Below are 25545 nucleotides of genomic sequence, written 5' to 3'. Positions count from 1 at the left end.
TGGCGCCGCAAGCCGCCCGCCGGACTGCTCATTCACTCCGATCAGGGAACGCAATACACCGGCCACGATTGGCAGGATTTCCTGACAGCCCACGGCCTGGTCAGCAGCATGAGCCGCCGCGGCAACTGCCATGACAACGCGGTCGCCGAAAGCTTCTTCCAGCTCCTCAAGCGCGAGCGCATCAGGCGCCGGATCTACGCCACCCGGGACGAGGCCAAGGCCGACGNCTTCAACTACATCGAGATGTTCTACAACACCCGCAGGCAGCACGGGCACAACGATGGCCTGCCTCCGGTAGAGTTCGAAAAGCGGCAATCAATTTGAGGCTTCGGGGTGTCTACAGAAGCCGGGGCGATTCACCTTCGGGTGGCCTTCTTTGGCTGCTCCGGATACCTGTTGACGACTTGCTGGCTCCCGAAGAATGCTGCCGGCCAATCGCAGCACACGGGGGCAGGGGATGAGCATGGAATTGACGGGGACGGGTGGCTTGATCGATCTCAACGATCTGCTCGGGAAGGCAGGCATCGATCCGGAAGCCACCCTGGTGATGCGGCACCGGCCCGCGGAGAAGACGCTCCGCGAAGTGCTCCCATGGTTGGCCGCCGATCGCCACGACCTCTACAACGCCTACCAGAGCCAGCACGGCCCGCGGGTGGAGGCCGCCTTGCAGCGGGCCACTTACCTGGTTTCCCTGATAGGGCATGAGGCCGGTGCTGCGCTTTTTGTGGGGATCTATCGCGTGGCTGGGGCGCAGGTCGTCAGCCGGGAGGCCCTGGAGGCCACGCCGCACATGCAGGAGCTTTTTGCGCTCGGATGCGCTGTGCCGGGGCGGGAATCGTTGGTGCGTTTCGACTTGCAGCTGGAGCCGGTGCTTGCGGCGTGGAAGGGCCGGCTGGTGCTGACCTGGCCCGGTATCGAGCGTTCCTGGTGGCGCTGGGCGGATCGCAACGTCATCCCGGTTCGGGCGATCCACGAGGAAAGCATGCTGGTCCGCAAGGTGCCGGACTGGCAGCAGCTGGTGCTGCGCTGGGAGGAGCTGGCGGTACTGCCGACGAGCTGGAAGGCGGCGCTGTGCCAGTGGCGCGGCATCTACTACATCTTCGACCGTCAATCCGGAAAGGGTTACGTCGGATCGGCCTACGGCGCGGACAATATCCTCGGCCGCTGGCAGGGATACGCGAAGGACGGACACGGCGGGAACAAGCTCCTGCGCGGATGCCGCAAGGAGAACCTGGAGTTCTCGATCCTGCAGCGCGTCGGACCGGATATGCCTGCGGCCGAGGTGATCGAGATCGAAGGCCACTGGAAGCAGCGCCTGCATACCCGCGCGCCGTACGGTTTGAACGACAACTGATCCTTGCTGCCTGCGGCAGCGCGGCCTCGGGGCGGATATCCTGATCCGCCTTTCAGAACACGCGGTGCCCGCCATGGCCAAGGCCATCAACCCCCTCCAGGAACAGCTGCTCAAGGCCGGGCTGGTCAAGAAGTCCAAGGTGGCCGAGGTGGCGCGCGAGCAGGCCAAGGCGCGCAGCGGCAAGGGCGCGGTGGCCGGGCCCAGCGAGATCGAGCTGGAGGCGCAGCGGGCGCGGGCGGAGAAGGCCGAGCGCGACCGGGCGCTGGAGGCCGAACGCCGGGAGCAGGCGCGGCGGCGCGAGCTGCAGGCCCAGGCCAGGCAGATCGTGCGCGACCGGCGGGTGCAACGCAGCGGCGAGCTGGAGTACCGCTTCACCGCCGGCGGGGTGATCCGCACCCTGCTGGTGGACGAGGACCAGCGCCGCAAGCTGGCCTCCGGTGCGCTGGTGATCGTCGATGCCGGCGAGGGCTTCGAGCTGCTGCCGCGGGCGGCGGCCGACCAGGTGCGCGAGCGCGACGAGTCGATGATCGTGGTCGACCATGGCCAGGCCGCGCCCGAGGCGGTCGACCCGGACGACGAGGACGCGGCGTACTACGCGCAGTTCAAGGTGCCCGACGACCTGATGTGGTGAGGGGGGCAAAAACCGGGGTCAGAGTCACTTTTCCCGGCTCTCCCGCCGGACTGCCCGCCCGCGCTGGGGAAAAGTGACTCTGACCCCGTTTGACCCTGGCCCGTTTGACTCTGACCCCGGTTCTGGCGAGACGTCCACCTGGTCCAGCCGCCAGTGCAGGTCGCGGGCGAGCTGGCGGATCTCCTGGGCCTGGGCAGCGCTGAGGCTGGCGTTGTCCAGCAACACGATGCCGGAGAGGTGGAAGCCTTCCTCGTGCAGGCGCACGGCGCAGCCATGCACCCAGGGCAGGTCGGCGACGGCACGGGCCAGCTGGCCGGGCAGGGGATCGGGATCGCTGCGGTCGAGCTTCTGCGGGCGGGCGTCGTGCAGGTCGCGCACCGCGGCCCGCAGGTTGCTGGCACCGTCGTGCAGCACGCTGCCGGCGATGAACAGTGCCGCGGCCGCGTCGGCCCACCACCAGCCCATGCCGATCCCGGCCACGCCGGCGATGCCGGCCAGGCCGGTCATCCAGTCGGCCTTGCCCACGTCGGCATCGGTGTGCAGCGGCTTGAGGCTCAGCTGTTCGGCCAGCCTCATCTTCTTGCGGCCCAGGATCACCGGCGGCACCACCGAGACCACCATGGCGCCCATCATGATCCAGCCCTGCCACACCACGTGGCCGCCAAACACCATCGTGCCCACCACCGGGCGGGTGGCGGTCAGCAGGGTGTGCAGGCCGTCGTAGACCAGGGCCAGGCCGACGCCGGTCAGCGCCACCGACGAGATCAGGAAGTTGATGTCGAACGCGCGCTCGCGGCCGGTGGTGTATTCCTCGTCCACGCCCTTGCGGCGGAAGCGGCTGGCGACCAGGAACGCGGCCGGCGGCACCAGGCTTAGGATGTCCTCGACCAGCGCGGTCTTCATCGCCTGCGAGCCGCCCATCACGAAGTACATCATGGTCGCGACCAGGCCCATTACCAGCAGCGTCCACCAGCACAGGTGCTCGGCGCGGCGCAGGGCCCGGCGCTGTTCGCCGGGGAGCTCGCGCGCCGGCGGGCGCAGGGCGATGGGGTTCATTGCGCGCCCTCCTGGTCCACCAGGTACTGGTCGAAGGACAGGTGCCAGGCCGGCTGCCCGGGCGGCAGGGCGACGCGGCGCTCGGGCATGGGACCGTCGACCCCGGCGCGCAGGCCCAGCCGGCGCGACCAGCCGACCTTGGGCTGCCACGGCGAGTCGGGGTGGTAGCCGCCGATCACCGCATGCAGGCGCGCGTGTTCCAGCTCGCCCAGCAGCGCGTCGTGGCCGCCGGGCTTCCATTCCACGCGGTAGCCATGCGCGGCGGCGAAGCGCTGCACCAGTTCCGCTTCCGGGCCGGAAACGCTGCCGTCGGGCGCGATCCGTACCCACGGCGGATCGTCGCTGGCGCCCACGCGCATGGCGTCCTGCGCGGCCTGCCGGCTGAGATCGTCGGCATCGCGCGGGTACGGGCCGCAGCCGGCCAGAGCGGCCAGCGCCACCACGCATGCCAGGGCAGGGATGCGATGCATGGACGCTCTTATGGGCGCTGCGGGGTGAACGCGATGTCAGGTCGGCGGAGTCTGGGGCTTGCCGGTGTTGGCGTCCCGGATGCGGCCTTCGGCCGCGCGCACCCGCGTCCTCCAGGCGCACGACGCCCGTGCCGTCGCCACGGCCCCGCCACCTTGAAGGCGACGCTCTTGCAGGGCCCGGAAGCGAAGCGCACCCGGCTTCCCCCCTCCCCGTGGTCCTGGAACGCCACCGGGCCCCGGCTCACCCCGGGGCGACATTGAGGGATGGTGCGCGGGCCGACGGGCACTGGATCACATGCCGGCAACACCCGCGGTGGGAGCCTGCGGCCAAAGCCAGGCCCCATCCATGCACCTGATCCAGCTGTTCCTGCCGCTGCGCGACAACGATGGCCAGGCGTTCCCGCGGGCCCTGTATGACGAGGTCCGCGCAGCGCTGGCCGAGCGCTTCGGCGGGGTGACCGCGTTCGTGCGTTCGCCGGCGGTCGGGCTGTGGGAGGACGACGAGGGCGACGTGCAGCGTGACGACGTGGTGCTGCTGGAGGTGATGGCCGACCACGTGGACCACGGCTGGTGGGTGTCCTACCGCAAGGGCCTGGAGCGCCGCTTCCGCCAGGACGAGGTGCTGGTGCGGGCGACGCGGGTGGAGCGGCTGTAGGTGTCATCGGAGTGCAGCCGGGACGCGCCTGGCAATGCCGCGACCAGGGAGGCTGTATCGGAGCACGGGTGTGCTACGCCTATCCGGGCTACGCTTTGCAACCTGCGCACGAGCTGGAGCTGTTGATGGCCTATACCAACCACTACCTGGAAGCCGAACCTTCCCGCGCCGAGGTGGACGCGCGCGAGGGCCCGCTGTTGCTCGAGTTCGGTGCGCCGTGGTGCCCGCACTGCCAAGGGGCGCAGCCGGCGATCGAGGCGCTGGCCTCCGAGCATCCGCAGCTGCAGCACCTGAAGATCGAGGACGGCCGCGGCAAGCCGCTGGGACGCTCGTTCAAGGTGAAGCTGTGGCCGACCCTGGTGCTGCTGCTCGATGGCCAGGAACTGGCGCGGGTGGTACGGCCCGTGGCCGGCGAGGACCTGCAGCCGCTGCGCGCGGCGCTGGTGGGCGGCTGAGCGGGGGCATGGCGATGGACGCGATGAAGTACGCGCGGGTGGCGCTGCTGGCGCTTGCGCAGGCGGGCGCGGCGCTGGCCGGCGACGGGAAGGACGCCGCGCCAGCGCAAGCGGCCGCGGTGCTGGAGCGGTTCCGCACGCCCGCCGAGGGGATCCGTTCCGGCGGCCGCATCCAGGCCGCCGACCTGCCGGCCTTGCAGGCAGCCGGCATCGTGCGGGTGATCGACCTCACGCCCGATGCCGAGACACCCGATTTCGACGAGGCCGCCGTGGTGCGCGCGGCCGGACTGCACTACGCCAACCTGCCGATCGCCGGGCCGCAGGACATCGACCGCGAGGCGGTGCTGGCCTTCGACGCGCTGCTGGCCGGAAGCGGGGGGCCGACCCTGGTGCATTGCGCCAGCGGCAACCGCGTGGGGGCCCTGGCGGCCCTGCGCGCGGCCTGGCTGCACGGTGCCGACGAGGAGGCCGCGATCGACGAGGGCCGGCGCTGGGGCCTCACCGGGCTGGAACCGGTGGTACGCCAACGCCTGCGCCAGGCGCGCTGCATTGCCGATGCCGCCGATGTGGCGGCCTGCGCGGACGGCGGCTGAGCCGGCTCAGCGCCTGCGCGCGCTGAGGAAGGTCCACAGGTCCTGGTAGGACGGGACCAGCACGTCCTGCTCGCAGCGCCCGGCGAAGTGCGCGTCCACCGCCTGGCGGATCAGCGGCAGCACCTCGCGGCGCAGGGCGCGGTCGGCGGCATCGTCGCGGCCATGGCCGCAGCACTGCATGCTCAGCACGCCGCCGGGGCGCAGGGCGCGCGCGATGTGGCCGATGATGCCGGTGATGAATTCGGCGCGGGACTGGCCCTCGCGCACCGGGTCCATGGTCAGGTCGTAGACCACGGCATCCAGGTCGCGTGCCTGCGCGATCCAGGCGAAGGCATCGCCGGTGACGATGCGCGCGTGCGGGCTGTCGAAGGCGTCGCCGCACAGCGCCGGCAGGTGCTGGCGGCAGAGCTCCATGACCCGCGGGTCGATCTCGACCATGGTCAGCTCGGACGGCAGCGCGTCCAGCGGTTCGAGGGTGCGGATCAGCTCGGCAAGCACGCCGCCGTCGCCGCCGCCGAGGATGGCGACGCGTTCCAGGCGCGGATGGGCCAGCAGCGGGCTGGTCATGGCGACGCCGTAGGCGACGTCGGATTCGGAGATCTGGAGGTCGCCGTCGAGGAAGAGCTGGCCCCCGAAGCGCGGGTGGCGGGTGACGACGACGTGCTGCAGGCCGGTGTGCTCGTCGGCGAGCAGGTGGTTGGAAGCGGCCGGTGCAACCGGCGGGAGATGCAGGCGGAGACCGGCGCGGTGGCCGTTGGATGGAATCAATCCGGGTTCCTCCTGTTGCGGTGGATGGACCCCCATGCTGGTCAATCCGGGCGGAGGGTTCAAGTTCCGCTCCATCGCGGCCGCATCGCGCGGGGCGGGGCGGTAACCACGATGGCGGGACGATCCGTCGCATCCGTGGCCCGTTGACCACATCCGATGCACGGGAGCAGACTGCGCGCCGCCGGTGGCGGCACGTCGCCGGTGCGTCGTTCCGCGACGCTTTCGCGCAGGCGCCGCACGTGGCATGCAGGCGCCTTTCGGAGTCCAGATACCAATGTCCAGCGACAGTCATCCCGGCCCCGGGCCGCTGACGGTGCTGGCGACCGCCTGAGCGATCGGGACTGGTTCGCCGCCGCTGCCGCCGGCCCGTGGCCGAAACGAGGCGAACCCGATGAAGAACCCGATCCTGCTGCGGCAGCCCGGCGCGGCGGCCGTCACCCTCGCTGCACCCCTGGCCGCGCTCGACACCGCCGATGCGGTGGAGCATCTCAACAGCATGGACCGCGACGATGCGGCGGCGGTGCTCGCGGCGCTGCCGGTGCCACGCGCGGTGGAACTCCTGGAGCAGCCCGAGCTGCGCGACGCCAGCGTGCTGGTGGCGCGGCAGGACTTGGCGCTGGCGGCCGGCTGGCTCGGGCAGATGGCCCATGATCGCGCCACCGACATCTTCCAGGGCCTGGACGCGAAGCACCGCGACCAGCTGCTGTGGCGGCTGGATCCGGACACCCGCGATGCGATCCGCAAGCTGCTGCGCTACCCGCCCAACACCGCCGGTGCGCTGATGACCACCGAGTTCGTGGCAGTGCCGGCGGACTGGACCGTCGGCCGCACCTTGCAATACGTGCGCGAGGTCGAGCGCAGCCGCGAGACCGTCTACGCCATCTACCTGCTCGATCCGCGGGAACAGACCCTGGTGCAGGTGGTGACCATGCGCCGCCTGATCACCGGCGAGCCGGACGCGCCGATCCTGCAGGTGGCCCAGGCCACGCCGCCGGTCGCGGTGGACGCGCAGATGGACCAGGAGGAGGTGGCGCGCCTGATCCGGCGCCACGACCTGCTGGCGATCCCGGTGGTGGACGCGCGCGGGCACGTGCTGGGCATCGTCACCGTGGACGACGTGCTCGATGCGCTGATCGCCGAGTCCACCGAGGACGTGCACAAGTTCGGCGGCATGGAGGCGCTGGACAAGCCGTACATGCGCATCGGCTTCGGCGAGATGATCCGCAAGCGCGCCGGCTGGCTGGGCGTGCTGTTCCTGGGCGAGATGCTGACCGCCAGCGCGATGCAGCACTTCGAGGACCAGCTGGCGCGGGCGGTGGTGCTGACCCTGTTCATCCCGCTGATCATGAGCTCCGGCGGCAACTCCGGCTCGCAGGCCACCTCGCTGCTGATCCGCGCGCTGGCGTTGCGCGAATTGCGCCTGGGCGACTGGTGGAAGGTGGCCCTGCGCGAGATCCCCACCGGCGCGGTGCTGGGCGCCATCCTTGGCCTGCTGGCGATCGCGCGCATTGCCGTGTGGCAGTACGCCGGGCTGTACGACTACGGCCCGCACTGGGGGATGGTGGCGCTGACCATCGCCGCGGCGCTGGTCGGGATCGTGGGCTTCGGCTCGCTGTCCGGCTCGATGCTGCCGTTCGTGCTGCAGCGCCTGGGCTTCGACCCGGCCAGCGCCTCTGCGCCGTTCGTGGCCACGCTGGTCGACGTCACCGGGCTCGTGATCTATTTCAGCATCGCCGCGCTGATCCTGGGCGGCACGCTGCTGTAGCCGGCTGTCCGGAGCCCGTGCCCCGCGTAGCCCCGGCAAGGCCGCATCCACGACCCCGCGCGCTGGAAGCCGCGCCATTGCAGCCGTCGATGGCCCGGCTTCCTGCCGCCTTGCTTGCCACCCGGAGTCACCGGGCCACGACCCAAGGACGGGACGACGCTGGGGACGCGTCCGGGCTGCGCCCGCCATCCGGCATCATTCGCGCATGTCCGCATCCGAAGCTTCCGGCTCCACGCCGCTGACCCGCGCCGCCATCGCCCGCAAGGCCTGGCCGATCATCCTGGCCAATGCCTCGGTGCCCCTGCTGGGGCTGGTCGATACCGCGGTGATCGGCCGCTACGGCAGCACCGCCGACCTTGGCGCCCTGGCGCTGGGCGCGCTGCTTTTCAACTTCGTCTACTGGAGCTTCGGCTTCCTGCGCATGGCCACCACCGGCTTCGTGGCCCAGGCCGCCGGCGCCGGCGACGAGGCCGAGGTGCGCGCGGCGCTGGCGCGGCCGCTGCTGCTGGGCGCGGGCCTGGGCGTGGCCATCTGGTTGCTGCAGTGGCCGCTGGTGGCGGGCTACTTCGCGTTGATGGATGCGAGCGCGGCGGTCGCGGGTACCGGCGCGGACTACTTCGCCGCGCGGGTATGGGGCGCGCCGGCGGCGCTGGCGCTGTATGCGTTGTGCGGCGCGCTGGTGGGGCTCGGACGCAGCCGCACGCTGCTGGCGGTGCAGCTGCTGCTCAATGGGCTAAACGCCGCATTGGACGTCTACCTGGCCGGCGTGCTCGACCTCGGCGCACGCGGCATCGGTTACGGCACGGCCATCGCCGAGTGGACCACCTGCCTGGTCGCCGCGGTGGTGGTGTGGCGGATGCTGCGGGCCCGCCATCGCGACGGCGAGCCGTTCCTGCCCTGGGCACGCATCGGCGACCGCGCACGGCTGCGGCGGACGCTGGCGGCCAACGGCGACATCATGGTCCGCACCCTGTGCCTGCTGGCCGGCTTCGGCTGGTTCGCGCGCCAGGGCGCGGCGCTGGGCGATGCGACCTTGGCGGCCAACCACCTGCTGTTGCAGCTGGTGTCGTTCAGCGCGTTCTTCCTCGATGGCTTCGCCTACGTGGCCGAAGCGCAGGTGGGGCATGCGGTGGGCGCGCGCGACCAGGGGCGGTTCCGTCGCGCAGTGCGGCTGAGCAGCGAACTGGCGGCCGGGACCGCGGTGGCGCTGGCGGTGCTGTTGTGGCTGGGCGGCGCGAGCGTGGTCGGGCTGCTGACCACGCTCGCGGACGTGGCCGCGGTGGCCCTGGCGCACCTGCCGTGGGTGGCGCTGTACGTGTTGCTGTCGGTGGCCGCGTTCCAGCTGGACGGCATCTTCATTGGCGCCACCCGCACCCGGCAGATGCGCAATGCCGGGCTGGTATCGCTGGCGGTGTTCCTGCTGGTGCAGTGGCCGCTGACGGCAGCATGGGGCAACCACGGGTTGTGGGCGGCGTTCGTGGTGTTCGTGGTGGCGCGGGCGCTGGCGCTGCTGCCGTACTACCGGCGGATGGTGGCGGGGCTGGAGTGAGGGGGCGTTGGGGGCCGGGTGTGGTCCCGGTATCGCCCCCTTTGTCCGGGTGCGCCTGCTTGCCCGCGCCGCGCAACGTGGTCGCGGCGGAAGCCGGGTCCGAGCGACTTTCCAAGGGGCCTGCATAGGCGCGTAGCCCGGATAAGGCCGCAGGCCGCATCCGGGTTTCCGCCACGGCGCGCGATCTTCGGCGATGGCGATCCCGGGTGCGCTTCGCTTACCCGGGCTACAAGTGCGCTGCCACCGTCGCTCGGCGAAGCCTGTAGCCCGGATAAGGCCGCAGGCCGCATCCGGGGCCGTCGCATTGGTATAGCTGCGGTAGCGGATGGCAATCCCCGGGTGCGCTTCGCTTACCCGGGCTACAAGCGTGCGTCGTTCTCGTGAGTGCGACCGGGTACGCCATCTTCGCGATGGATACAGCCTTGGTAACCGGCCCTCTCCCCCGTCCCCCTTCCCCAGTGGGAGAAGGGACGGGGCTGGGTTTGATCCGCGCCCATGGGCGCGGGTGTTTGAGGGGACTGCCAGACCGGCTCGCCGACGCCATCAGCGGCGTTCTTCGCGCCGGTGCCGGGCCAACATGCCCTCTCACCCGGTGGGGAGAGGGCGCCAGGCAGCGGCATCATCGAATGGTGATTGCACTGCGCGCCGCTCACGCGCCTGGCCGTAGCCTCGTTGCCACACACGAGGACAGACCATGAGCACGAACAACCACCAGGATCCGGCGAAGGATCCGAACGAATCCAACGACGGCGCGCAGTCCAACCGCACCACGCCGCCCGACGCGGGGCAGGGCGAGTCGCTGCCGGAGGCCCCGGCCAGCGATCCGCAGGCAGGCATCGACCGCGAGGTCGGCGACCTGGAGGACCCGGACGCGGAGGACGACGGCGCGCTGCCGGGCCGCGCCGGTGGAGGACTGGCCGGCGGCTGATCAAGCCCCTCCCCGCAGGGCCGGCCGCGTGCCATTCACGTGGCGCCGGCCACAATGACGGGCCGCTCCGATCCCGCAGGCCCGTGAGTCCGCAGCGCCGCCTACCGCTTATCGTCGCCACCGCCCTGTTCATCGAGAACATGGATTCGACGGCGATCTCCACTTCGCTGCCGCAGATCGCGGCCGACGTGGGCACCGAGCCGGTGGCGCTGAAGCTGGCCCTGACCACCTACATGCTGGCGCTGGCCGTGTTCATCCCGGTCAGCGGCTGGGTCGCCGACCGCTTCGGCGCGCGCCGCATCTTCGTCGGTGCGATCGCCGTGTTCCTGGTCGGCTCGCTGTGCTGCGCCGCCAGCGACGGGCTCGGCAGCCTGGTGGCGGGCCGCTTCGTGCAGGGCGTGGGCGGGGCGATGATGGTGCCGGTGGGCCGCCTGGTCCTGCTGCGCAGCATCGAGAAGGCCGAGCTGGTGCGCGCGCTGAGCTGGCTGACGGTGCCGGCGATGCTGGGCCCGATCCTCGGCCCGGTGCTGGGCGGCGCGATCACCACCTATGCGCACTGGCGCTTCATCTTCCTCATCAACCTGCCGATGGGCCTGCTGGGCATGTGGCTGGCGTGGCGCTTCGTGCCGGACCTGCGCCAGCCGGTGGCGAAGATGGACTGGCGCGGCTTCGTGCTGTCGGCCAGTGGCCTGGGCCTGGCGATGTTCGGCCTGTCGGCGATCGGCCGCGGGTTGATGCCGGGCGCGGCGACGTCGCTGGTGATCGTGGTCGGCTTCGCCCTGGTGTTCGCCTACGTGCGGCATGCGCGCACCCACCCGCATCCGCTGCTGTGCCTGGACCTGCTGCGCTATCCGACCTACCGCGCCGGCGTGCTGGGCGGCTCGCTGTTCCGCATCGGCATCGGCGCCACGCCGTTCCTGCTGCCGCTGATGCTGCAGCTGGGCTTCGGCCTGGATCCGCTGCAGTCGGGCCTGATCACCTTCACTTCCACCGCCGGGGCGATGTTCATGAAGGTGGTGGCGCCGCGCATCCTGCACCAGTTCGGATTCCGCCCGGTGCTGGTGTGGAACGGCCTGCTGGCCTCGGCGCTGCTGGCCGGCTTCGGCCTGTTCCGCGCCGATACGCCGTACTGGCTGATGGTCTCGGTGCTGCTGGCCAGTGGCTGCTTCCGCTCGCTGCAGTTCACCAGCATCAATGCCATCGCCTATGCCGAGATCGGCCAGGAGCGCATGAGCCAGGCCAGCAGCCTGGCCGCGGTGGCGCAGCAGGTGTCGTTGGCGCTGGGCGTGACCATCGGCGGCTATGCGCTGAGCGTGGCCGGACGGGCCACCGGCGGCGGCGATGGCGATCCGCTGGCCTTCCTGTTCGCCTTCCTCACCGTGGGCGTGATCTCGGCGATCTCGGTGTTCGAGATGCGCAAGCTGGCGCCCGATGCGGGCGCCGAAATGGCGGGCCGCGCCGAGGCCGGCCACGAGGTTACCGAGCCGAAGGTAGAGGCGCGGCCGCAGGCCTAGTCCATCCACGCAAGGCCACGTGCGCGCCGTGCCCGGCCGCGGCTCCAGGCCTGCCCGGGGACATGCATCAGCCTGCCGCCTCGACCGGGCCGGTACCGGCGCCGACCCGCGGATCGCCCAGGCGGCGGCCGGCCAGCGCCTCGAACTGGATCGGGTCGTGCGAGCAGAACAGGGTGAGCTGCGGCTCGCGCAGCGCCAGTTCGCGCAGGCGTTCGCGGCTGTGCAGGCGTGCCCGCCGGTCCTTCTCCATCATCCACTGGTAGAAGCGCAGGCCCGGCGTGCAGCGGGGCTCGGCATGCATCTCGCGGGCGTCGAAGTAGGCGTCGCCGGCCAGCAGCAGCCAGTCGTGGTCGCCGCGGATGGCCACGCCCGCATGGCCGTGGGTATGGCCGGGCAGGTGCACCATCAGGATCTCCGGTGGCAGGCCGCGCAGCGCGGACACGGCCTCCAGTCCCATCCACGCCTCGGTGCGCGCATCGTTGTAGGCGAGCCAGCGCCCGCGCGAGCCCCACTGCTGCGGGCGGAAGCGCTGCCGGTCCAGCCAGGTGCGCTGGCGCGCGGCGGCTTCCTCCTCGATCGCGCGCAGGTGCACGGTGGCGTTGGGGAAGTCGTCCAGGCCGCCGGCATGGTCGAAGTCCAGGTGGGTAAGCACGATGTCGGTGACGTCCGCGGGGGCGTAGCCGAGCGCCTGGAGCTGGCGTGCCGCGGTCATTTCCGCGCGCAGGTCGGGGGCGAGCAGGCCCAGGAAGAACGCGCTGAGGCGGTCGCGGGGATACGCTACGTCGCGCAGGCCCAGCCCGGTGTCCACCACCAGGACCAGGCGGTTGCCGGCTTCCACCAGCAGGCAATGGCAGGCCAGGGAAGCGCGGGTGAACACGCCGCGGGTGCGGCCGTCCATCAGGTGTCCGCCCAGCGGACAGGTGGAGATGCAATTGAGGTGGTGGACCTTCATGGCGACTCCGCTTGGCGTTGCAGGCTGGAAGCGTGCAACGCCGACGTGGTGGCGGTTGCGATCCGCGCCGGGGAGATGGCTGCACCAACTGCATTTGCTCATGGCCTGGCGTGATCCCGGGATCACGCGCGGGCGGTTGCCACCCGCGCAAAAGGAAAGGGCCCCGCTTGGGGGCCCCTTGGCACTGGAGAGCCGGCCGGGATCAGCGCTGCTGGCCGCGGTGCTGCTGGTCCTGCTGGTTCTGGCGACCCTGCTGGTCGTGCTGCTGCTGTTGCTGCTGGTTCTGCCGACCCCGCTGCTGGTCGTCCTGCTGCTGCTGGTTCTGGCGCTCCTGCTGGTCCTGCTGCTGTTGCTGGCCCTGCTGGTCCTGGCGGCGCTGCTGGTCCTGCTGGTTCTGGTTCTGCTGGTTGGCCATTTTTGCGCTTCCTTCTTCGAGGCCATGGCGGAGTGCCACGGTCCGACGCCAGTGTCCGCATGCAAGCGTTAGCAAGGTGCCGAGTACGCGGTGAACGCTGCTTTACGAAATTCCCGTTCGATTGCGCCGGAAGATTGCAAAACAGCAGGTTGCGCGCACTGGCGCGGAGTTGCGCGTTATTGCCGTGCGTTATCGGCTTATGCGTTGGAATGTGGCTGGTGTATCCGCGTGCAGGGGGATGAACCGGACAGCGTTGCCGGTGCGTGCGCGGGTGGTTCGGGGGATTCCCGGCCGACCACGCACCGGCGGTGTTGCTTGTCGCGCGCTTGGGGCGGGAGGGCCACGGGCGCTGGGGTGTCGACGGTGGTGTCGACGGACCCGGAACCGGCCATCAGCCTGGTCCGACCACGCAAAAAAGGCCGCGGCGCCAGGCGCCGCGGCGTGGTTTGCGAAACGGCGGGGTGCTTCTTACTGGCCTGCCGTGCCCGATTGAAGGGCGCGGGCCTGCTCCAGGTGCTGGGCCACGTGGTCGCGGGTAAGGCTCAGGTGCTGGCGCACCTTCTCGCGCTCGGCGGCCGGGATCAGCTTCTGGTCCAGGGCCTCCAGCGCTTCGGTGTGGCCCTTCACCATCGCGTCGACGTAGGCCTTGCGGTAAGCCTCGCCGTCGAGGTCGTCGAGCGTGTTGCGTTCCTGTTCGCCCTTCTGGCGCTGGGCCTGGGCATCCTGCGACTGCTCGTCCGGGCCCAGGGCGCTGGTCTGGGTGCGGTTCTGGGTGTGCTGGTCGATCATCAGCCGCGCATAGTCGGCGGTGGCCCCGGTCACGCCCTTGGCCAGGGCCTGTTCGCCGGCGACGATCTCGTGCTCGTTGATGGCGTTGAGCACCCCCAGCGCGCTGGCCTCGGCGGGGCTGGTGGCCTGGTCGTCGCCCATGGCCGGGTCGACGGTCGCGCCCGGCGGCTGCGCCGCGGGATCGGCGGCCGAGGTGTCCGGCACGCCCGCGTCCATCTCACCGTCGCGGTTGCGGTCGCCGCAGGCGGCGAGGCCGGCGATGGCGAGCGCGAGCAGGGCGGGGGTGGCGATGCGTTTGATGTTCATGCGGTCTCCGTTGCGGGGGAGGAGGGGCCGGACGCCGGCCGGGAGAGTGGCCGGCGTCCGGCTGACCACGGCGAAAGGAGCATCGCAGGCGCCGTGGCCGGGGACGGTCAGGCGGCGCGCTGCTGCGCCGCGGCCTGGTTGCCGCCCTGCTCGGCCAGCAGGGTCAGCTTCTCGTCGGTGGCCTTTTCTTCCTCGAGGGTCTCGAGGATCAGCGGCAGGGCTTCCTTGTAGCCGAGCTGCTTGGCCAGCGCGGCAAGGGTGCCGTAGGCGGCGATCTCGTAGTGCTCGACCTTTTGCGCGCCGCCGATCAGGGCTGCGTCGCGCAGCGGGCCGGCCTCGATCGAATCGATGACTTCCTTGCCTTCCTCGACCAGGCCTTCCATCGCCGCGCACTTGATGCGCTTGAGGCGGATGTCCAGCAGTTCGACGATCTGGTCGATGCGCTCGATCTGGCCCTGGGTTTCCTCCAGGTGCAGGCGGAAGCCTTCGGCCAGTTCCGGGTTGTCGGCGGCGCGCGCCAGGCGCGGCAGGGCCTTGGTCAGCTGCTTCTCGGCGCTGTAGATGTCCGACAGCTCGTGGATGAAAAGCTCTTCGATGTTCTTCACCGCCATGACGGATGCTCCTTCGTCTGCGGCCGGATGGGATGGGTGGAATGGGTGCACGCCGGCCATGCGCAACGTGGACCATGGTGGACGGGTGGGCATTGGCTGCAGGTCCAATGCCGGTGAAATCGATGTTCAGCAGGCGTGGCGTGCGTTTCATCGCGCTTGCACGCCTCCTTCATCGCGCCATGCGCGGCGCCGCGGTTCCATGGGACATGCGGCATCGGCCGCGTCGCCCAACGAGGAGGATCCACATGCGCATGCCTGTTTCCCCAGGGCCGTGGGCCATCGGCCTGCTGGCCGCGATCTCGCTGGCGGCCTGCGGCTACCAGGCCGCGGCACCGGAGGAGAACGGTGCCAGCACCACCGGCGAACGCGGCGCCGGCGCGGCGCTCGAGCGCGATCCGGCGCCGGACGCTTCGCCCTCGCCGGAGGGCAGCGGCCGGGTGGTGCAGCTGGCGATCGAACAGGAGCCGGCGCCGCACCTGGTCGATGCCAGCGGTGCCTCGCTGTACTACCTGGAAGGCAACGTCGACGGCGCCAAGTGCGACCAGGCCTGCGAGGGCGTGTGGCCGCCGGTGCTCGGCCAGGGCCAGCTGCAGGCGACCGACGGCGCCGGGGCCGGCACCACGGTGGGCAGCCTGCAGCGGGCCGACGGGGTTCAGGTCACCTGGCGCGGCCAGCCGCTGTACCGCTATGCCGGCGACCAGGGTGCGCAGCGCTCGGCCGGCGATGGCGTGGTCGACGAATGGGGCCACTGGCAGCTGGCCCGGCCCTGACCACGGCGGCCGGCGGGCGGGGCCTGCCGGCCGCGAGCGGGCAAGAAAAAAGCCGGCACAGGGCCGGCTTCGTGGAAAGCGCGCTGGGCTAGCCGAGGGGGAGGTGGGCCGGCTCGCCATCGCGGCGGGGGAGTGCCGGCAGCGGCGAGGGGTCGGGTACGTACTGCTGCAGCAGTTCCGGCAGATGGCGTTCGAGCCGGTCCAGGTCGAGTGCGTCAGCGTGTTCCGAAGCAAGCATCTGGGACATCTCCTTTCCGGCGGCCTTGCGGCACGCCGCTCCTGCCGTGTCGCGTCGGGGGAAGGTCCGGACATCGCCGGGAGCGCCCGCTAGCGTCCTTGCCGGCGGGCGGTGTCCGGCGAGTGGACACGCGTCCGAATCTGCCTGCCCAAATGTTCAGATCGTGTGGAAAAACAGGGGGTTGGACATGACAAATGCGTAAATTGTGCTGCGCTGCACAAAAGTTCCGGGCCTCTTGGCGGCTCTCACCCCCTGAGACGCGGAAGGTGTACAAATGTACACCATGAGCCAGAACGACTTTCCCTCCCTGCCACCCCAGCGCGCCGCCGTGCTGGACTTCCTGCGTCGCGAACTGGCCGCGGGGCGGGCGCCCAGCCTGGCGGAGATCGCCGATGAGTTCGGCTTTTCCTCGCGCAATGCCGCGCAGAAGCATGTCCAGGCGCTGGTCGCCGATGGCCTGCTGGAGCAGGTACCGGGCCGCAAGCGCGGGCTGCGGCTGCCCGGCGGCGGGGCGGACCTGCTGCCGCTGCCGGTGCTGGGCCGGGTGGCGGCCGGCCTGCCGATCAGCGCCGAGGGCGTGGCCCGGCTGGGCCCGGTGGGCGAGGGCGGGGAGGCGCTGTGGCTGGACCGGCGCCTGTTCTCGCCGCGGCCGGACTACCTGCTGCGGGTGCAGGGCGATTCGATGATCGAAGACGGGATCCTCGACGGTGACCTGGTCGGCGTGCACCGCACCCCCGAGGCCCGCGACGGCCAGACCGTGGTGGCACGGGTGGATGGCGAGCTGACCATCAAGCGCCTGCAGCGCGGGGCGGACCGGATCCGCCTGCTGCCGCGCAATCCGGCCCATGCCCCGATCGAGGTGCATCCGGGCCAGGACTTCGCCATCGAAGGCGTGTACTGCGGCCTGGTGCGAAGGGGTTGAGATGGCCCAGGTCGTTGCCATCGACAGCCTGCTGGCCGCGCGCACGCTGTGGCATGCCGGGCGCAGCGCCCGGCTTCCGGCCGACGGCGAGCCGAGCGGGCACGCGGCGCTGGACGCGCGCCTGCCGCATGGCGGCTGGCCGCGGCGCGCGCTGACCGAGCTGCTGCTGCCGGCCAACGGCGTGGGCGAACTGGCGCTGCTGCTGCCGACCATCGCGCGCATGACTGCCGCCGGCGGCACCGTTGTGCTGGTCGCGCCACCGTTCATTCCCTATGCCCCGGCCTGGCAGGCCGCCGGCGTGGACCTGGCCGGGCTGCACGTGGTCGATGCCTCCCCGCGTGATGCGCTGTGGGCGCAGGAGCAGTGCCTGCGCAGCGGCGCCTGCGCAGCGGTACTGGGCTGGCCGCCGGGTGGCGACGACCGTGCCCTGCGCCGGTTGCAGGTGGCTGCCGACAGTGGTGACTGCTGCGGCTTCGTCCTGCGCGACCGCCGCCATGCCGCCAATGCCTCGCCCGCGGCGCTGCGGCTGCTGCTGGAGGATGGCGGCTGGCGGGTACTCAAGTGCCGGGGCGGGCAGCCGCCCTCGGGGCTGGTGCAGCTAGCGCACTGACATGTCCTTGCATGTCGTCCAACTGCCGTGGAATCCGGCCGGCCTTCCCGTCCCCGGGTGCCGGCACGGGGAGGGCGGCTGATGCTCTGGGCCTGCATCCTGCTGCCGCAGCTGGCGCTGGACGCGGTGCTGCGCCGCCATCCCGAACCGGAGGCGCCGCTGGCCCTGGTCGGCGGTCCGGCGCAGCTGCGCAGCCTGCATGCGGTCAACGCCGCCGCGGCGGCAGCGGGGCTGGTGCCGGGCATGCGCCTGGCCGCCGCGCACGCGCTGCTGCCGCAGTTCGCGATGGTCGATTACGACCCCGCGGCCGAGGCGCGCGTGCACCGCTTCCTCGCCGCCTGGGCCTACCGCCACAGCTCGCTGGTCAGCGCCCAGTGGAACTCGGCCATCGTGCTGGAGGCGCGCGCCAGCTTCCGCCTGTTCGGACCCTGGCCGCGGTTCGAGCGGCGCCTGCGTGGCGAACTGGAACAGCTGGGCTTCCGCCATCGCATCGCCCTGGCCCCGACCCCGCGCGCGGCGCGGGTGCTGGCGGGCCTGCGCGATGGCATGGCGGTGATGGAGGCAGCGGCCTTGCCGGCATTGCTCGACCGTGTCCCGGTGCGACGCGCGGTGCTGCCCGGTGACGCCGGCACGCGGCTGCAGCGCATGGGCATCCGCACCCTGGGCCAGCTGCGCGCGCTGCCATCGGATGCGCTGCGCCGCCGCTTCGGCCAGGCGCTGCTGGAACACCTGCAGAAGCTCTATGGCGAAGCCGACGATCCGCTGGAGTGCTACCAGCCGCCGGAGCATTTCGACGAACGCGTGGAGCTGGGCTACGAGGTCGAGACCCATACCGCGCTGCTGTTCCCGCTGCGGCGCCTGGTCGGCGACCTGTGCACCTACCTGTCGATCCGCGACGGCGGCGTGCAGCGCTTCGTGCTGCGGCTGGAGCACGAGCAGGGCCATACCGATGTCGAAGTCGGCCTGCTGGCGCCGGAGCGCAGTGCCTCGATGCTGTTCGAGCTGGCGCGCGGGCGCCTGGAGCGGGTGGAGATCGGACGACCGGTGGTAGGCATGCGCCTGCTGGCGAAGCACCTGCCGCCGTTCGTACCGGCGATGCAGGACCTGTTCGCGCAGCGTGCGCAACAGGCGCTGGACTGGCCGCAGCTGCGCGAACGCCTGCGTGCGCGCCTGGGCGACGAGGCGGTGTACCGGGTGGCGCCGCAGGGCGATCCGCGGCCCGAGCGCGCCTGGTGCCGGCTTACCGGCGACGAGGCCAAGGTGCCTGTTGCTCCGTCGCGTCCGCCGCGCCCGACCTGGCTGCTGCCGGAGCCGGTGCCGCTGCACGACACGCGCCTGCAGGTGCTGTCCGGTCCGGAGCGTCTGGAAAGCGGCTGGTGGGACGAGGGCGACGTGCGCCGCGACTACTACGTGGTGCGCACCAGCCGCGGCCAGCGTGCCTGGGCGTTCCGCGCCGCCGGCGTGCGCGAGGGCGGCTGGATGCTGCATGGCTGGTTCGCATGAGCTGGGATGACGCCATCGACGGCGTGGACCGGGAGACGCCCGGCGCACGCGTACCGCGCTTCCGCCAGGTGGCCTGGCGGCTGGGCCAGCGCGAGGCCGGCGCGCTGGACGCGGCCAACGACGACGGTCCGGTCGCCGACGATGGCCTGCCGGCCTATGCCGAGCTGCACTGCCTGTCCGAGTTCTCGTTCCTGCGCGGAGCCTCCAGCGCCGAGGACCTGTTCGCGCGCGCGGCGCAGTGCGGCTACGAGGCACTCGCCATCACCGACGAATGCTCGCTGGCCGGCATCGTCCGTGCCTGGGAGGCGTCGCGCGCCACCGGGGTGAAGCTGGTCGTCGGCAGCGAGTTCGCGCTGGACTGCGGACTGCGCTGTGTGCTGCTGGTGCAGTCGCGCGCCGGCTATACGCGCCTGTGCGAGCTGATCACCACCGGTCGGCGCAATTCGGCCAAGGGCAGCTACCGGCTGTCGCGCGCGGACGTGGAGCGGGTGGTGCGTGCGCCGCCACCGGGCGAGGAGGGCGGGATGGCCGGCACAGGCGAGGACTGCGGCCTGTTCGCGCTGTGGCTGCCGGGTGCCGAGCCGGACCCGGTGGAGGGACGCTGGCTGCGCCTGGTGTTCGGCGGACACGCGTACCTGGCGGTGGAGCTGCACCGCGAGCAGGACGATGCCGCGCGCCTGGCCCGGCTGCAGGAACTGGCGGCACGGCTGCAGATGACGGCGGTGGCGGCGGGCGACGTGCACATGGACGTGCGCCGGCGCCGGGTGCTGCAGGACACGCTGACCGCGATCCGCCACAACCTCACCCTGGCCGAATGCGCCGACCGGCTGTTCCGCAACGGCGAGCGCCACCTGCGCACGCGCCGCGCGCTGGCGGCGATCTATCCGGCGCCGCTGCTGCAGGCTTCGGTGGAACTGGCGCGGCGCTGCCACTTCGACCTCAAGGAAGCCGGCTACGTCTATCCGAAGGAACTGGTGCCGCCGGGGCATACCCCGACCAGCTGGCTGCGCCAGCTCACGGAAGAGGGCATGCGCCGGCGCTGGCCGGAGGGCGTGCCGCCGAAGGTGGCCGCGCAGATCGAGGAGGAACTGGCGCTGATCGCCGAGCTCAAGTACGAGGCGTTCTTCCTCACCGTGGAGGACATCGTCCGTTACGCCCGCGGCAAGGGCATCCTCTGCCAGGGCCGCGGCTCCTCGGCCAACTCGGCGGTGTGCTTTGCCCTGGGCATCACCGCGGTGGATCCGGCGCAGACCCGCCTGCTGGTCTCGCGCTTCCTGTCCAAGGCACGCGACGAGCCGCCGGACATCGACGTGGACTTCGAGCACGAGCGCCGCGAGGAAGTGCTGCAGTACGTGTATGGCAAGTACGGGCGGCGGCGCGCGGCGCTGGCGGCCACGGTGATCCGCTACCGCGGCAAGAGCGCGGTGCGCGACGTGGCCAAGGCCTTCGGCCTGCCCCCGGACCAGATCGGCCTGCTGGCCGAATGCTTCGGCTGGGGCAATGGTGCCGCGCCGATGCGCCAGCGCCTGTCCGAGGCCGGGTTCGATCCGGACAACCCGCTCATCAACAAGGTGCTGGCGCTGGCGGCGATGCTGGAAGGCATGCCGCGCCACCTGTCCCAGCACGTGGGCGGTTTCGTGATCTCCGACGCGCCGCTGTCGACCGTGGTGCCGGTGGAGAACGCGGCCATGGCCGACCGCACCATCATCCAGTGGGACAAGGATGACCTGGAGACGATGGGCATGCTCAAGGTCGACTGCCTGGCGCTGGGCATGCTCACCTGCATCCGCAAGGCCTTCGACCTGGTGGAGGGGTACCGCGGCGTGCGCCTGGACATGGCCACCCTGCCGCGCGAGGACCCGGCCACCTACGAAATGCTGCAGGCCGCCGACAGCGTGGGCGTGTTCCAGGTCGAATCGCGCGCGCAGATGGCGATGCTGCCGCGGCTGCGGCCGAAGACGTTCTACGACCTGGTGGTGCAGGTGGCGATCGTGCGCCCCGGGCCGATCCAGGGCGGCATGGTCCATCCCTACCTGCGCCGGCGCATGGGCAAGGAGCCGGTTAGCTATCCCTCCGAGGGGGTAAAGCAGATCCTCGGCAACACCCTGGGCATCCCGCTGTTCCAGGAGCAGGTGATGGAGCTGGTGATCCATGCCGGCTACACGCCGGAGGAGGCCGACCACCTGCGCCGCTCGATGGCGGCCTGGGGGCGGGGCGGCGACATGGAGCCGCACCGCCTGAAGATCCGCCGGCTGATGGAAGGCAAGGGTTACGGCAGCGGGTTCATCGACCAGCTGTTCGAGCAGATCAAGGGCTTCGGTTCCTACGGCTTCCCGCAGAGCCATGCGGCCTCGTTCGCCAAGCTGGTCTATGTCAGCGCCTGGCTCAAGCGCCACGAGCCGGCGGCCTTCGCCTGCGCCCTGCTCAACTCGCAGCCGATGGGCTTCTACTCGCCCAGCCAGATCGTGCAGGACGCGCGGCGCGGCCGCGGTGGACGCGAGGGGGTGGAGGTGCGGCCGGTGGACGTGGCCTGCAGCAGCTGGGATTCGACCCTGGAGCCGCTGGGCGAGGGCAGGCAGCCGGCGATCCGGCTGGGCCTGCGGCTGGTGGCGGGCCTGTCGGAAAGCGCGGCGCAGGCGATCGTCGATGCGCGGCGCTGGCGTCCCTTCAGCGACGTGGCCGACCTGTGCCGGCGTGCGGGACTGGATGCGAGGGCGCGCCAGGCCCTGGCCGAAGCGGGCGCGCTCGATGGCCTGGCCGGCCACCGCAATGCCGCGCGCTGGACGGTGGCCGGGATCGAGCCGAAACGGCCGCTGCTGGATACCAGCCCGGATGAAACCCGCATCGAACTGCCGGCGCCGCGCCTGGGCGAGGAGCTGCTGGCCGATTACCGCAGCACCGGCCTGAGCCTGCGCGCGCATCCGATGGCGCTGCTGCGCGCGCAGATGGTGCAGCGGCGGATCCTGGGCGTGCGCGAGCTGCGGCAGCGCCGCCATGGCAGCGGCGTGCACGTGGCCGGCCTGGTCACCCAGCGGCAGCGGCCGGCCACGGCCAAGGGCACGATCTTCGTCACCCTCGAGGACGAGCACGGCATGGTCAACGTGATCGTGTGGCCGGACCTGGCCGTGCGCCAGCGCAAGCCGCTGCTGCAGTCGCGGCTGATGGCCGTGCGCGGACGCTGGGAACGGGTGGACGGCGTGGAGCACCTGATCGCCGCCCACCTGGAGGACCTGAGCCACCTGCTGGGCGGGATGCAGGTCGAATCCCGCGATTTCCACTGATCAACCGCGCATTGCGCAGGAGGGCGACATGGACCTGTTCGACAACGGACCGCAGACCCTGGTGGAGGACGCCGAGGGCGGTATCCGCTACTGGGCGGAGTTCCTGCCGCCTGCGCTGGCCCGGGAATGGTTCGAGGCGCTGCGCGATGGCTGCCGCTGGCAGTCCGCGCGCAGGCCGATGTACGACCGCGTGGTCGACGTGCCGCGGTTGATGGCCTGGTACGGCCTGCACGAGGTGCCCGAGGGCCTGCCGCTGGCGGCGATGCTGGAACGCGTGCAGGCGGTGGCGCCGGGTGCCTACAACAGCGCGGGCCTGAACTTCTACCGCGACGGCAACGACAGCGTGGCCATGCACAACGACAAGCTGCACCAGCTGGTGCCGGGACAACCGCTGGCGCTGGTCTCGCTCGGCAGCGCCCGGCGCATGAACATCCGTGCCAAGGCCGGTGGCCGCGCGCTGGGCATCGACCTGGAGCCGGGCAGCCTGCTGGTCATGAGCCATGCCAGTCAGCTCACCCACGAACACGGCATACCCAAGACCGCGCGCCCGGTCGCACCACGCATGAGCGTGGTGTTCCGCGCGCGTCCGCAGGCGGCGCGGACGCGGTATTCCTGGCAGGCAGGCGTGGGAGTGTCCGGATCCGTGCCTGGTCAGGGGGAGCGGGCGGCGTGAGCCCGCCCGGCGTCCGCGGGCTGGCTGCCGGCTCCCCGTTGCCCACCGGGCAGGCGCTGGCGATCGACGGCCGCTGCTTCGCCTACGTGTTCCCCTGCGCCTGGGAGGACCACTGCAAGATCGGCTTCTCCGCCGATCCGCTGGGGCGGATCGCGGCGCTGCACCCGCGCTGGTTCGGGTTCTTCGACCTGGAAGGCGGGATGCTGGTGGAGGCCGAGTCCATCCGTGACGCGCGCGACCTTGAGCTGGAGCTGCGCGCAGGACTGGGCGGGTACAACGCGCCGGCGCCACTGGCGATCCGGGTTCCGGCTGGCGGGCATACCGAGTGGTTCCGCGGCGTGTCGGCGCTGCTGGCCGAGCGCGTGGCGACCCTGGGCGCGCGTGGCTATCGCACGTATCGACTGGGCGACTGGCTACAGGCGGTGCTGCAACAACGCGCGGACCGACTGCACGAGTGGACCCTGGTGCAGCTATCGGTGGACGAGCTGGAAGGCCTGGCCGGTCCCACGCCTGCGCAGCAGCACGTGCGCGACGTGCTGGATGCGTGCGTTGCCCTGGGTATCGGACTGGAACCGCGGCTGGCGCCGGCGGTCCTGGACTGGTATCGCGGGCCAGCGTCGTGACTCGCAGGCGGTGGCCAGCAGCAAGGCTGCTGGGCGCGAGGAGCCCGGCCCGCTTTCCAACCCCTCCCCCCCCCCCCCCCCGGGAGGAGGGGTTGGCCTGGCCCGCAGCGAAGGGGCCCGTGGTCAGCGGCTCGATTTCTTCGTGGCGCGGCGCGTGGATTTCTTCGCCGCCGACTTGCGGGCGGGTGATTTGCGGGTGCTGGTCCTGGCCGTGGCCTTCCTGGCGCTGGACTTCTTCGTGGCCTTCTTCGTGGCGCGGCCGGTGCTCTTGCGGGTGGCCTTCTTCGCCGTCGCCTTCTTCGCGGGGCTGCGGCTGGTCCTGCGCGTGGCGGTCTTCTTCGCCGCCTTCTTCGCCGCGCTCTTGCGCGGAGCCAACTTCCGGGCCGTGGTCTTGCGCGCGGCCTTCTTCGTGGCGGTCTGGCGGGTCGCCTTCCTGGCGGTGCTCTTGCGGGCGGTGGTCTTGCGCGCGCCGGTCGTCTTCTTCGCTGCCTTCTTGGTGGCCTTGCGCGCCGTCGACTTCCGTGCGCCGCCCCTGCTTGCGGTCTTCTTCGTGGCCTTCTTCGCGGTCTTGCTGGCGCCGCCGGCGGACTTCTTCGCCGCGGATTTCTTCGTCGATTTCTTCGTTGCATTGCGCGCGCCGGACTTCCTGCCCGAGCCGGACTGCTTGCCGCCGCCGTCCTGCTTGTTGACGGTGGCCCAGGCGATGCGCTCGGCGGTGTCCTCGCTGCGGCCGCGCTCCTTCTCGCTGTCCTCGATGTGCTCGGCCTGGCGCTTCTGCTTGTCGGTATAGCTGGACTTGTCACCACGTGGCATTGGCTTGCTCCTGCGATGCACCGATGCGTGCGGCCACAGGAAAACGCCATCTGGGTAAGGCATCCGTGAAATGCACGGGCTTCGTTGCAACGCATCGCCGGGCGATCGGCGGCGATGCGCCCGCCGGTCACCGCCATCCGCGCAAAGGAAAGCCCCGCATCGCGGGGCTTCCCGTGGCTGCTCCCGGCGCGCCGCGCGGCGCGCGATCCTTGCTCAGCGGAAGCGGATCTCGCCGGCGAAGGTGATGGTGTCCACGTCCACGTTGACGCCGTTGGATTCGGCGCGGCGGCGGTCGTAGTTCAGGCCCAGGCCCCAGCGGCGGCTGAAGTCGTAGCCGGCACTGATGCCGTAGTACGGCTTGGTCGAGCTCTCGTCGTCGACGATGTCGAAGCGGTCCTCGCGCAGCTGCAGGGTGACGCGCGCCAGGCCGGCGCGGGCGCCGACGAAGAAGCCGGTTTCCTGCGGGCCGAAGTGCTTCTTGGCGACGATGCCGGCGCCGACGGTGACCAGGTCCAGGTCGTAGTCGCGGCCCAGGTACTCGGTGTACAGCGAGCCGACGTGGCCCTCGACGGCGAGGTTCGGGGTGAACCAGTGGCCGCCGCCGACCAGCAGCGCGGTGTCGTTGTCGCTGCCGCGGAAGTAGCGGCCGTAGCTGACTTCGATGTCGCTGTTGCCGGCTTCGGCGCGGACGAAGGGCTGGCCGGCGAGGGCCTCGGTCGACAGGGTGCCAAGGGCCAGGGCCGCAGCCAGGGCCAGGATGTTCTTCATGTATGACCTTCCAGTGGTTTTCTCGGTATGCCCGTCCGGGCAGCGCGCACTTTGGCCGGCAGGTCCAGCAGTGTCAGGAATTTGTCAAAGGTTCGGGCGCAGGGGCGCCCAAGCTGCGAAAATGAGGTGCCCCAGACCAGCGCGTCGTGGCGGCAGCGGCCGCCAGCGGCTGGCACGTTCCGGAAAGGAGGTCCGGGCGGTCCTGCCAGGCGCGGGCTTCCCCCACCCGTGTTCGAGATTTGTCGTGTCAAACCCCCCGAAAGAGCGCCGCCGGTCCAACGCCCCCGTGGACCCGCAGCAGCTGGTCGCCGGCCTCACCCCCGGACAGCAGGCGACCGTGGAAACCATGCGCCATTTCCACTGGGAACTGCGCTTCGTGCGCCGCCCGCTGTTCCAGCCGCCGATCCCGTTCCTGTTCGACCGCGACGGCAAGCGCTACGTGGTCCTGCGCGAGGACGGCAGCATCGACGAGCATCCGGACCTGCCGCTGCGCGACTGAGCCGCGCAAAAAGAAGGCCCCGCCGTAGCGGGGC

The 25545-nt window shown here is 71.1% G+C and carries 28 protein-coding genes; 19 read left to right on the top strand and 9 right to left on the bottom strand.

Annotated features, from left to right (window positions below; genetic code table 11):
- From PSEJ31_RS15720 to PSEJ31_RS0105670, 3 genes are all read left to right on the top strand, one after another.
- Positions 1-324, top strand: a 324-nt coding sequence (locus tag PSEJ31_RS15720) for an IS3 family transposase (RefSeq protein ID WP_037034618.1), incomplete at its 5' end; no start/stop codon positions are given.
- A gap of 163 nt (positions 325-487) precedes the next feature.
- The gene (locus PSEJ31_RS0105675) at positions 488-1354 is read left to right on the top strand and encodes a GIY-YIG nuclease family protein (protein ID WP_232210979.1); all 867 of its coding nucleotides are present in this window, start codon (positions 488-490) and stop codon (positions 1352-1354) included.
- A gap of 73 nt (positions 1355-1427) precedes the next feature.
- Positions 1428-1985 carry a DUF2058 domain-containing protein gene (locus PSEJ31_RS0105670; RefSeq protein WP_028914897.1) on the top strand — a complete coding sequence of 186 codons (558 nt, stop codon included), beginning with the start codon at positions 1428-1430 and terminating at the stop codon, positions 1983-1985.
- 24 nt (positions 1986-2009) lie between these two features.
- Here PSEJ31_RS0105670 and PSEJ31_RS15715 read toward each other — a convergent pair whose 3' ends face one another.
- Together PSEJ31_RS15715 and PSEJ31_RS0105660 are read right to left on the bottom strand one after the other, a co-directional pair.
- Complete coding sequence (locus tag PSEJ31_RS15715) at positions 2010-3041, bottom strand: cation transporter (RefSeq protein ID WP_232210978.1); 1032 nt, start codon at positions 3039-3041, stop codon at positions 2010-2012.
- The gene (locus PSEJ31_RS0105660; RefSeq protein WP_028914896.1) at positions 3038-3511 is read right to left on the bottom strand and encodes a hypothetical protein; all 474 of its coding nucleotides are present in this window, start codon (positions 3509-3511) and stop codon (positions 3038-3040) included. Before PSEJ31_RS0105660 ends, PSEJ31_RS15715 begins: the two co-directional genes overlap by 4 nt.
- Before the next feature lie 346 nt (positions 3512-3857).
- Between PSEJ31_RS0105660 and PSEJ31_RS0105655 the strand changes: the two genes are divergently transcribed.
- The 3 genes from PSEJ31_RS0105655 to PSEJ31_RS0105645 all read left to right on the top strand — a co-directional run bounded on the left by PSEJ31_RS0105655 (position 3858) and on the right by PSEJ31_RS0105645 (position 5214).
- Positions 3858-4166, top strand: coding sequence for a hypothetical protein (locus PSEJ31_RS0105655; RefSeq protein WP_019397196.1), 309 nt, complete (start codon positions 3858-3860; stop codon positions 4164-4166).
- Positions 4167-4291: 125 nt separating this feature from the next.
- Complete coding sequence (locus tag PSEJ31_RS0105650; RefSeq protein WP_026010205.1) at positions 4292-4621, top strand: thioredoxin family protein; 330 nt, start codon at positions 4292-4294, stop codon at positions 4619-4621.
- Between the two features lie 8 nt (positions 4622-4629).
- Positions 4630-5214, top strand: coding sequence for a sulfur transferase domain-containing protein (locus PSEJ31_RS0105645; RefSeq protein WP_028914895.1), 585 nt, complete (start codon positions 4630-4632; stop codon positions 5212-5214).
- A 6-nt stretch (positions 5215-5220) separates the two neighbouring features.
- Here PSEJ31_RS0105645 and PSEJ31_RS0105640 read toward each other — a convergent pair whose 3' ends face one another.
- Positions 5221-5982 carry a spermine synthase gene (locus PSEJ31_RS0105640; protein WP_028914894.1) on the bottom strand — a complete coding sequence of 254 codons (762 nt, stop codon included), beginning with the start codon at positions 5980-5982 and terminating at the stop codon, positions 5221-5223.
- Between the two features lie 391 nt (positions 5983-6373).
- On the opposite strand from PSEJ31_RS0105640, the gene mgtE reads away from it, so the two are divergent.
- The 4 genes from mgtE to PSEJ31_RS0105620 all read left to right on the top strand — a co-directional run bounded on the left by mgtE (position 6374) and on the right by PSEJ31_RS0105620 (position 11738).
- Positions 6374-7747 (top strand): magnesium transporter, encoded by a 1374-nt coding sequence (mgtE, locus tag PSEJ31_RS0105635; protein ID WP_037034526.1) that lies wholly within the window; start codon positions 6374-6376, stop codon positions 7745-7747.
- Positions 7748-7952: 205 nt separating this feature from the next.
- Entirely contained in the window at positions 7953-9296 is a 1344-nt protein-coding gene (locus tag PSEJ31_RS0105630; RefSeq protein WP_037034524.1) for an MATE family efflux transporter, read from the top strand.
- A gap of 694 nt (positions 9297-9990) precedes the next feature.
- A complete protein-coding gene (locus tag PSEJ31_RS0105625) occupies positions 9991-10224 on the top strand; it encodes a hypothetical protein (RefSeq protein WP_028914891.1) in 234 nt (77 codons plus the stop codon).
- Entirely contained in the window at positions 10221-11738 is a 1518-nt protein-coding gene (locus PSEJ31_RS0105620; RefSeq protein ID WP_255326648.1) for an MFS transporter, read from the top strand. The genes PSEJ31_RS0105625 and PSEJ31_RS0105620 overlap by 4 nt, the downstream gene beginning before the upstream one ends.
- A gap of 67 nt (positions 11739-11805) precedes the next feature.
- Here the strand turns inward: PSEJ31_RS0105620 and PSEJ31_RS15710 are convergent, their stop codons facing one another.
- From PSEJ31_RS15710 to PSEJ31_RS0105600, 4 genes are all read right to left on the bottom strand, one after another.
- Complete coding sequence (locus PSEJ31_RS15710) at positions 11806-12690, bottom strand: MBL fold metallo-hydrolase (protein ID WP_037034522.1); 885 nt, start codon at positions 12688-12690, stop codon at positions 11806-11808.
- Between the two features lie 202 nt (positions 12691-12892).
- Positions 12893-13105 carry a hypothetical protein gene (locus tag PSEJ31_RS16880; RefSeq protein WP_156924927.1) on the bottom strand — a complete coding sequence of 71 codons (213 nt, stop codon included), beginning with the start codon at positions 13103-13105 and terminating at the stop codon, positions 12893-12895.
- A 468-nt stretch (positions 13106-13573) separates the two neighbouring features.
- Positions 13574-14200 (bottom strand): DUF4142 domain-containing protein, encoded by a 627-nt coding sequence (locus PSEJ31_RS17345; RefSeq protein ID WP_028914889.1) that lies wholly within the window; start codon positions 14198-14200, stop codon positions 13574-13576.
- A gap of 107 nt (positions 14201-14307) precedes the next feature.
- The gene (locus tag PSEJ31_RS0105600; protein ID WP_019398622.1) at positions 14308-14811 is read right to left on the bottom strand and encodes a ferritin-like domain-containing protein; all 504 of its coding nucleotides are present in this window, start codon (positions 14809-14811) and stop codon (positions 14308-14310) included.
- Between the two features lie 251 nt (positions 14812-15062).
- Between PSEJ31_RS0105600 and PSEJ31_RS0105595 the strand changes: the two genes are divergently transcribed.
- A complete protein-coding gene (locus PSEJ31_RS0105595) occupies positions 15063-15581 on the top strand; it encodes a hypothetical protein (RefSeq protein WP_232210977.1) in 519 nt (172 codons plus the stop codon).
- 88 nt (positions 15582-15669) lie between these two features.
- Here the strand turns inward: PSEJ31_RS0105595 and PSEJ31_RS16875 are convergent, their stop codons facing one another.
- Positions 15670-15828 carry a hypothetical protein gene (locus PSEJ31_RS16875; protein WP_156810452.1) on the bottom strand — a complete coding sequence of 53 codons (159 nt, stop codon included), beginning with the start codon at positions 15826-15828 and terminating at the stop codon, positions 15670-15672.
- Between the two features lie 274 nt (positions 15829-16102).
- Here PSEJ31_RS16875 and lexA point away from each other — a divergent pair, with 274 nt between their 5' ends.
- The 7 genes from lexA to PSEJ31_RS16870 all read left to right on the top strand — a co-directional run bounded on the left by lexA (position 16103) and on the right by PSEJ31_RS16870 (position 24221).
- Complete coding sequence (gene lexA, locus PSEJ31_RS0105585; protein WP_037034608.1) at positions 16103-16741, top strand: transcriptional repressor LexA; 639 nt, start codon at positions 16103-16105, stop codon at positions 16739-16741.
- Between the two features lies 1 nt (position 16742).
- On the top strand, positions 16743-17351 hold the full coding sequence (imuA, locus tag PSEJ31_RS0105580; RefSeq protein WP_019398626.1) for a translesion DNA synthesis-associated protein ImuA: 609 nt from the start codon (positions 16743-16745) through the stop codon (positions 17349-17351).
- An 81-nt stretch (positions 17352-17432) separates the two neighbouring features.
- On the top strand, positions 17433-18854 hold the full coding sequence (locus PSEJ31_RS0105575) for a DNA polymerase Y family protein (RefSeq protein ID WP_028914887.1): 1422 nt from the start codon (positions 17433-17435) through the stop codon (positions 18852-18854).
- On the top strand, positions 18851-22135 hold the full coding sequence (locus tag PSEJ31_RS0105570; protein WP_028914886.1) for an error-prone DNA polymerase: 3285 nt from the start codon (positions 18851-18853) through the stop codon (positions 22133-22135). Before PSEJ31_RS0105575 ends, PSEJ31_RS0105570 begins: the two co-directional genes overlap by 4 nt.
- A 28-nt stretch (positions 22136-22163) precedes the next feature.
- Positions 22164-22808: an alpha-ketoglutarate-dependent dioxygenase AlkB gene (locus tag PSEJ31_RS0105565; protein ID WP_028914885.1), complete on the top strand. Its 645-nt coding sequence runs from the start codon at positions 22164-22166 to the stop codon at positions 22806-22808.
- Between the two features lie 38 nt (positions 22809-22846).
- Positions 22847-23431, top strand: a complete 585-nt coding sequence (locus PSEJ31_RS0105560) for a hypothetical protein (RefSeq protein WP_028914884.1) — start codon at positions 22847-22849, stop codon at positions 23429-23431.
- Between the two features lie 154 nt (positions 23432-23585).
- Positions 23586-24221, top strand: coding sequence for a hypothetical protein (locus PSEJ31_RS16870; protein ID WP_156924926.1), 636 nt, complete (start codon positions 23586-23588; stop codon positions 24219-24221).
- 236 nt (positions 24222-24457) lie between these two features.
- On the opposite strand, the gene PSEJ31_RS0105550 is transcribed toward PSEJ31_RS16870, so the two are convergent.
- Positions 24458-25012, bottom strand: a complete 555-nt coding sequence (locus tag PSEJ31_RS0105550; RefSeq protein ID WP_028914883.1) for an outer membrane beta-barrel protein — start codon at positions 25010-25012, stop codon at positions 24458-24460.
- Between the two features lie 286 nt (positions 25013-25298).
- Between PSEJ31_RS0105550 and PSEJ31_RS0105545 the strand changes: the two genes are divergently transcribed.
- On the top strand, positions 25299-25511 hold the full coding sequence (locus tag PSEJ31_RS0105545) for a hypothetical protein (protein ID WP_019399438.1): 213 nt from the start codon (positions 25299-25301) through the stop codon (positions 25509-25511).
- Positions 25512-25545 lie beyond the last annotated feature (34 nt).

It is taken from the genome of Pseudoxanthomonas sp. J31, from assembly GCF_000510725.1.
In the GTDB taxonomy this organism is placed as follows: domain Bacteria; phylum Pseudomonadota; class Gammaproteobacteria; order Xanthomonadales; family Xanthomonadaceae; genus Pseudoxanthomonas.
This window is presented reverse-complemented; position numbering and strand designations above follow the sequence as displayed.

Coding starts and splice junctions, on each gene's coding strand:
- PSEJ31_RS0105670 (WP_028914897.1), top strand. CDS start 1,428: ATGGCCAAGGCCATCAACCCCCTCCAGGAACAGCTGCTCAAGGCCGGG.
- PSEJ31_RS15715 (WP_232210978.1), bottom strand. CDS start 3,041: ATGAACCCCATCGCCCTGCGCCCGCCGGCGCGCGAGCTCCCCGGCGAA.
- PSEJ31_RS0105660 (WP_028914896.1), bottom strand. CDS start 3,511: ATGCATCGCATCCCTGCCCTGGCATGCGTGGTGGCGCTGGCCGCTCTG.
- PSEJ31_RS0105655 (WP_019397196.1), top strand. CDS start 3,858: ATGCACCTGATCCAGCTGTTCCTGCCGCTGCGCGACAACGATGGCCAG.
- PSEJ31_RS0105650 (WP_026010205.1), top strand. CDS start 4,292: ATGGCCTATACCAACCACTACCTGGAAGCCGAACCTTCCCGCGCCGAG.
- PSEJ31_RS0105645 (WP_028914895.1), top strand. CDS start 4,630: ATGGCGATGGACGCGATGAAGTACGCGCGGGTGGCGCTGCTGGCGCTT.
- mgtE (WP_037034526.1), top strand. CDS start 6,374: ATGAAGAACCCGATCCTGCTGCGGCAGCCCGGCGCGGCGGCCGTCACC.
- PSEJ31_RS0105630 (WP_037034524.1), top strand. CDS start 7,953: ATGTCCGCATCCGAAGCTTCCGGCTCCACGCCGCTGACCCGCGCCGCC.
- PSEJ31_RS0105625 (WP_028914891.1), top strand. CDS start 9,991: ATGAGCACGAACAACCACCAGGATCCGGCGAAGGATCCGAACGAATCC.
- PSEJ31_RS15710 (WP_037034522.1), bottom strand. CDS start 12,690: ATGAAGGTCCACCACCTCAATTGCATCTCCACCTGTCCGCTGGGCGGA.
- PSEJ31_RS16880 (WP_156924927.1), bottom strand. CDS start 13,105: ATGGCCAACCAGCAGAACCAGAACCAGCAGGACCAGCAGCGCCGCCAG.
- PSEJ31_RS17345 (WP_028914889.1), bottom strand. CDS start 14,200: ATGAACATCAAACGCATCGCCACCCCCGCCCTGCTCGCGCTCGCCATC.
- PSEJ31_RS0105600 (WP_019398622.1), bottom strand. CDS start 14,811: ATGGCGGTGAAGAACATCGAAGAGCTTTTCATCCACGAGCTGTCGGAC.
- PSEJ31_RS0105595 (WP_232210977.1), top strand. CDS start 15,063: ATGCCTGTTTCCCCAGGGCCGTGGGCCATCGGCCTGCTGGCCGCGATC.
- PSEJ31_RS16875 (WP_156810452.1), bottom strand. CDS start 15,828: ATGTCCCAGATGCTTGCTTCGGAACACGCTGACGCACTCGACCTGGAC.
- lexA (WP_037034608.1), top strand. CDS start 16,103: ATGAGCCAGAACGACTTTCCCTCCCTGCCACCCCAGCGCGCCGCCGTG.
- imuA (WP_019398626.1), top strand. CDS start 16,743: ATGGCCCAGGTCGTTGCCATCGACAGCCTGCTGGCCGCGCGCACGCTG.
- PSEJ31_RS0105575 (WP_028914887.1), top strand. CDS start 17,433: ATGCTCTGGGCCTGCATCCTGCTGCCGCAGCTGGCGCTGGACGCGGTG.
- PSEJ31_RS0105570 (WP_028914886.1), top strand. CDS start 18,851: ATGAGCTGGGATGACGCCATCGACGGCGTGGACCGGGAGACGCCCGGC.
- PSEJ31_RS0105565 (WP_028914885.1), top strand. CDS start 22,164: ATGGACCTGTTCGACAACGGACCGCAGACCCTGGTGGAGGACGCCGAG.
- PSEJ31_RS0105550 (WP_028914883.1), bottom strand. CDS start 25,012: ATGAAGAACATCCTGGCCCTGGCTGCGGCCCTGGCCCTTGGCACCCTG.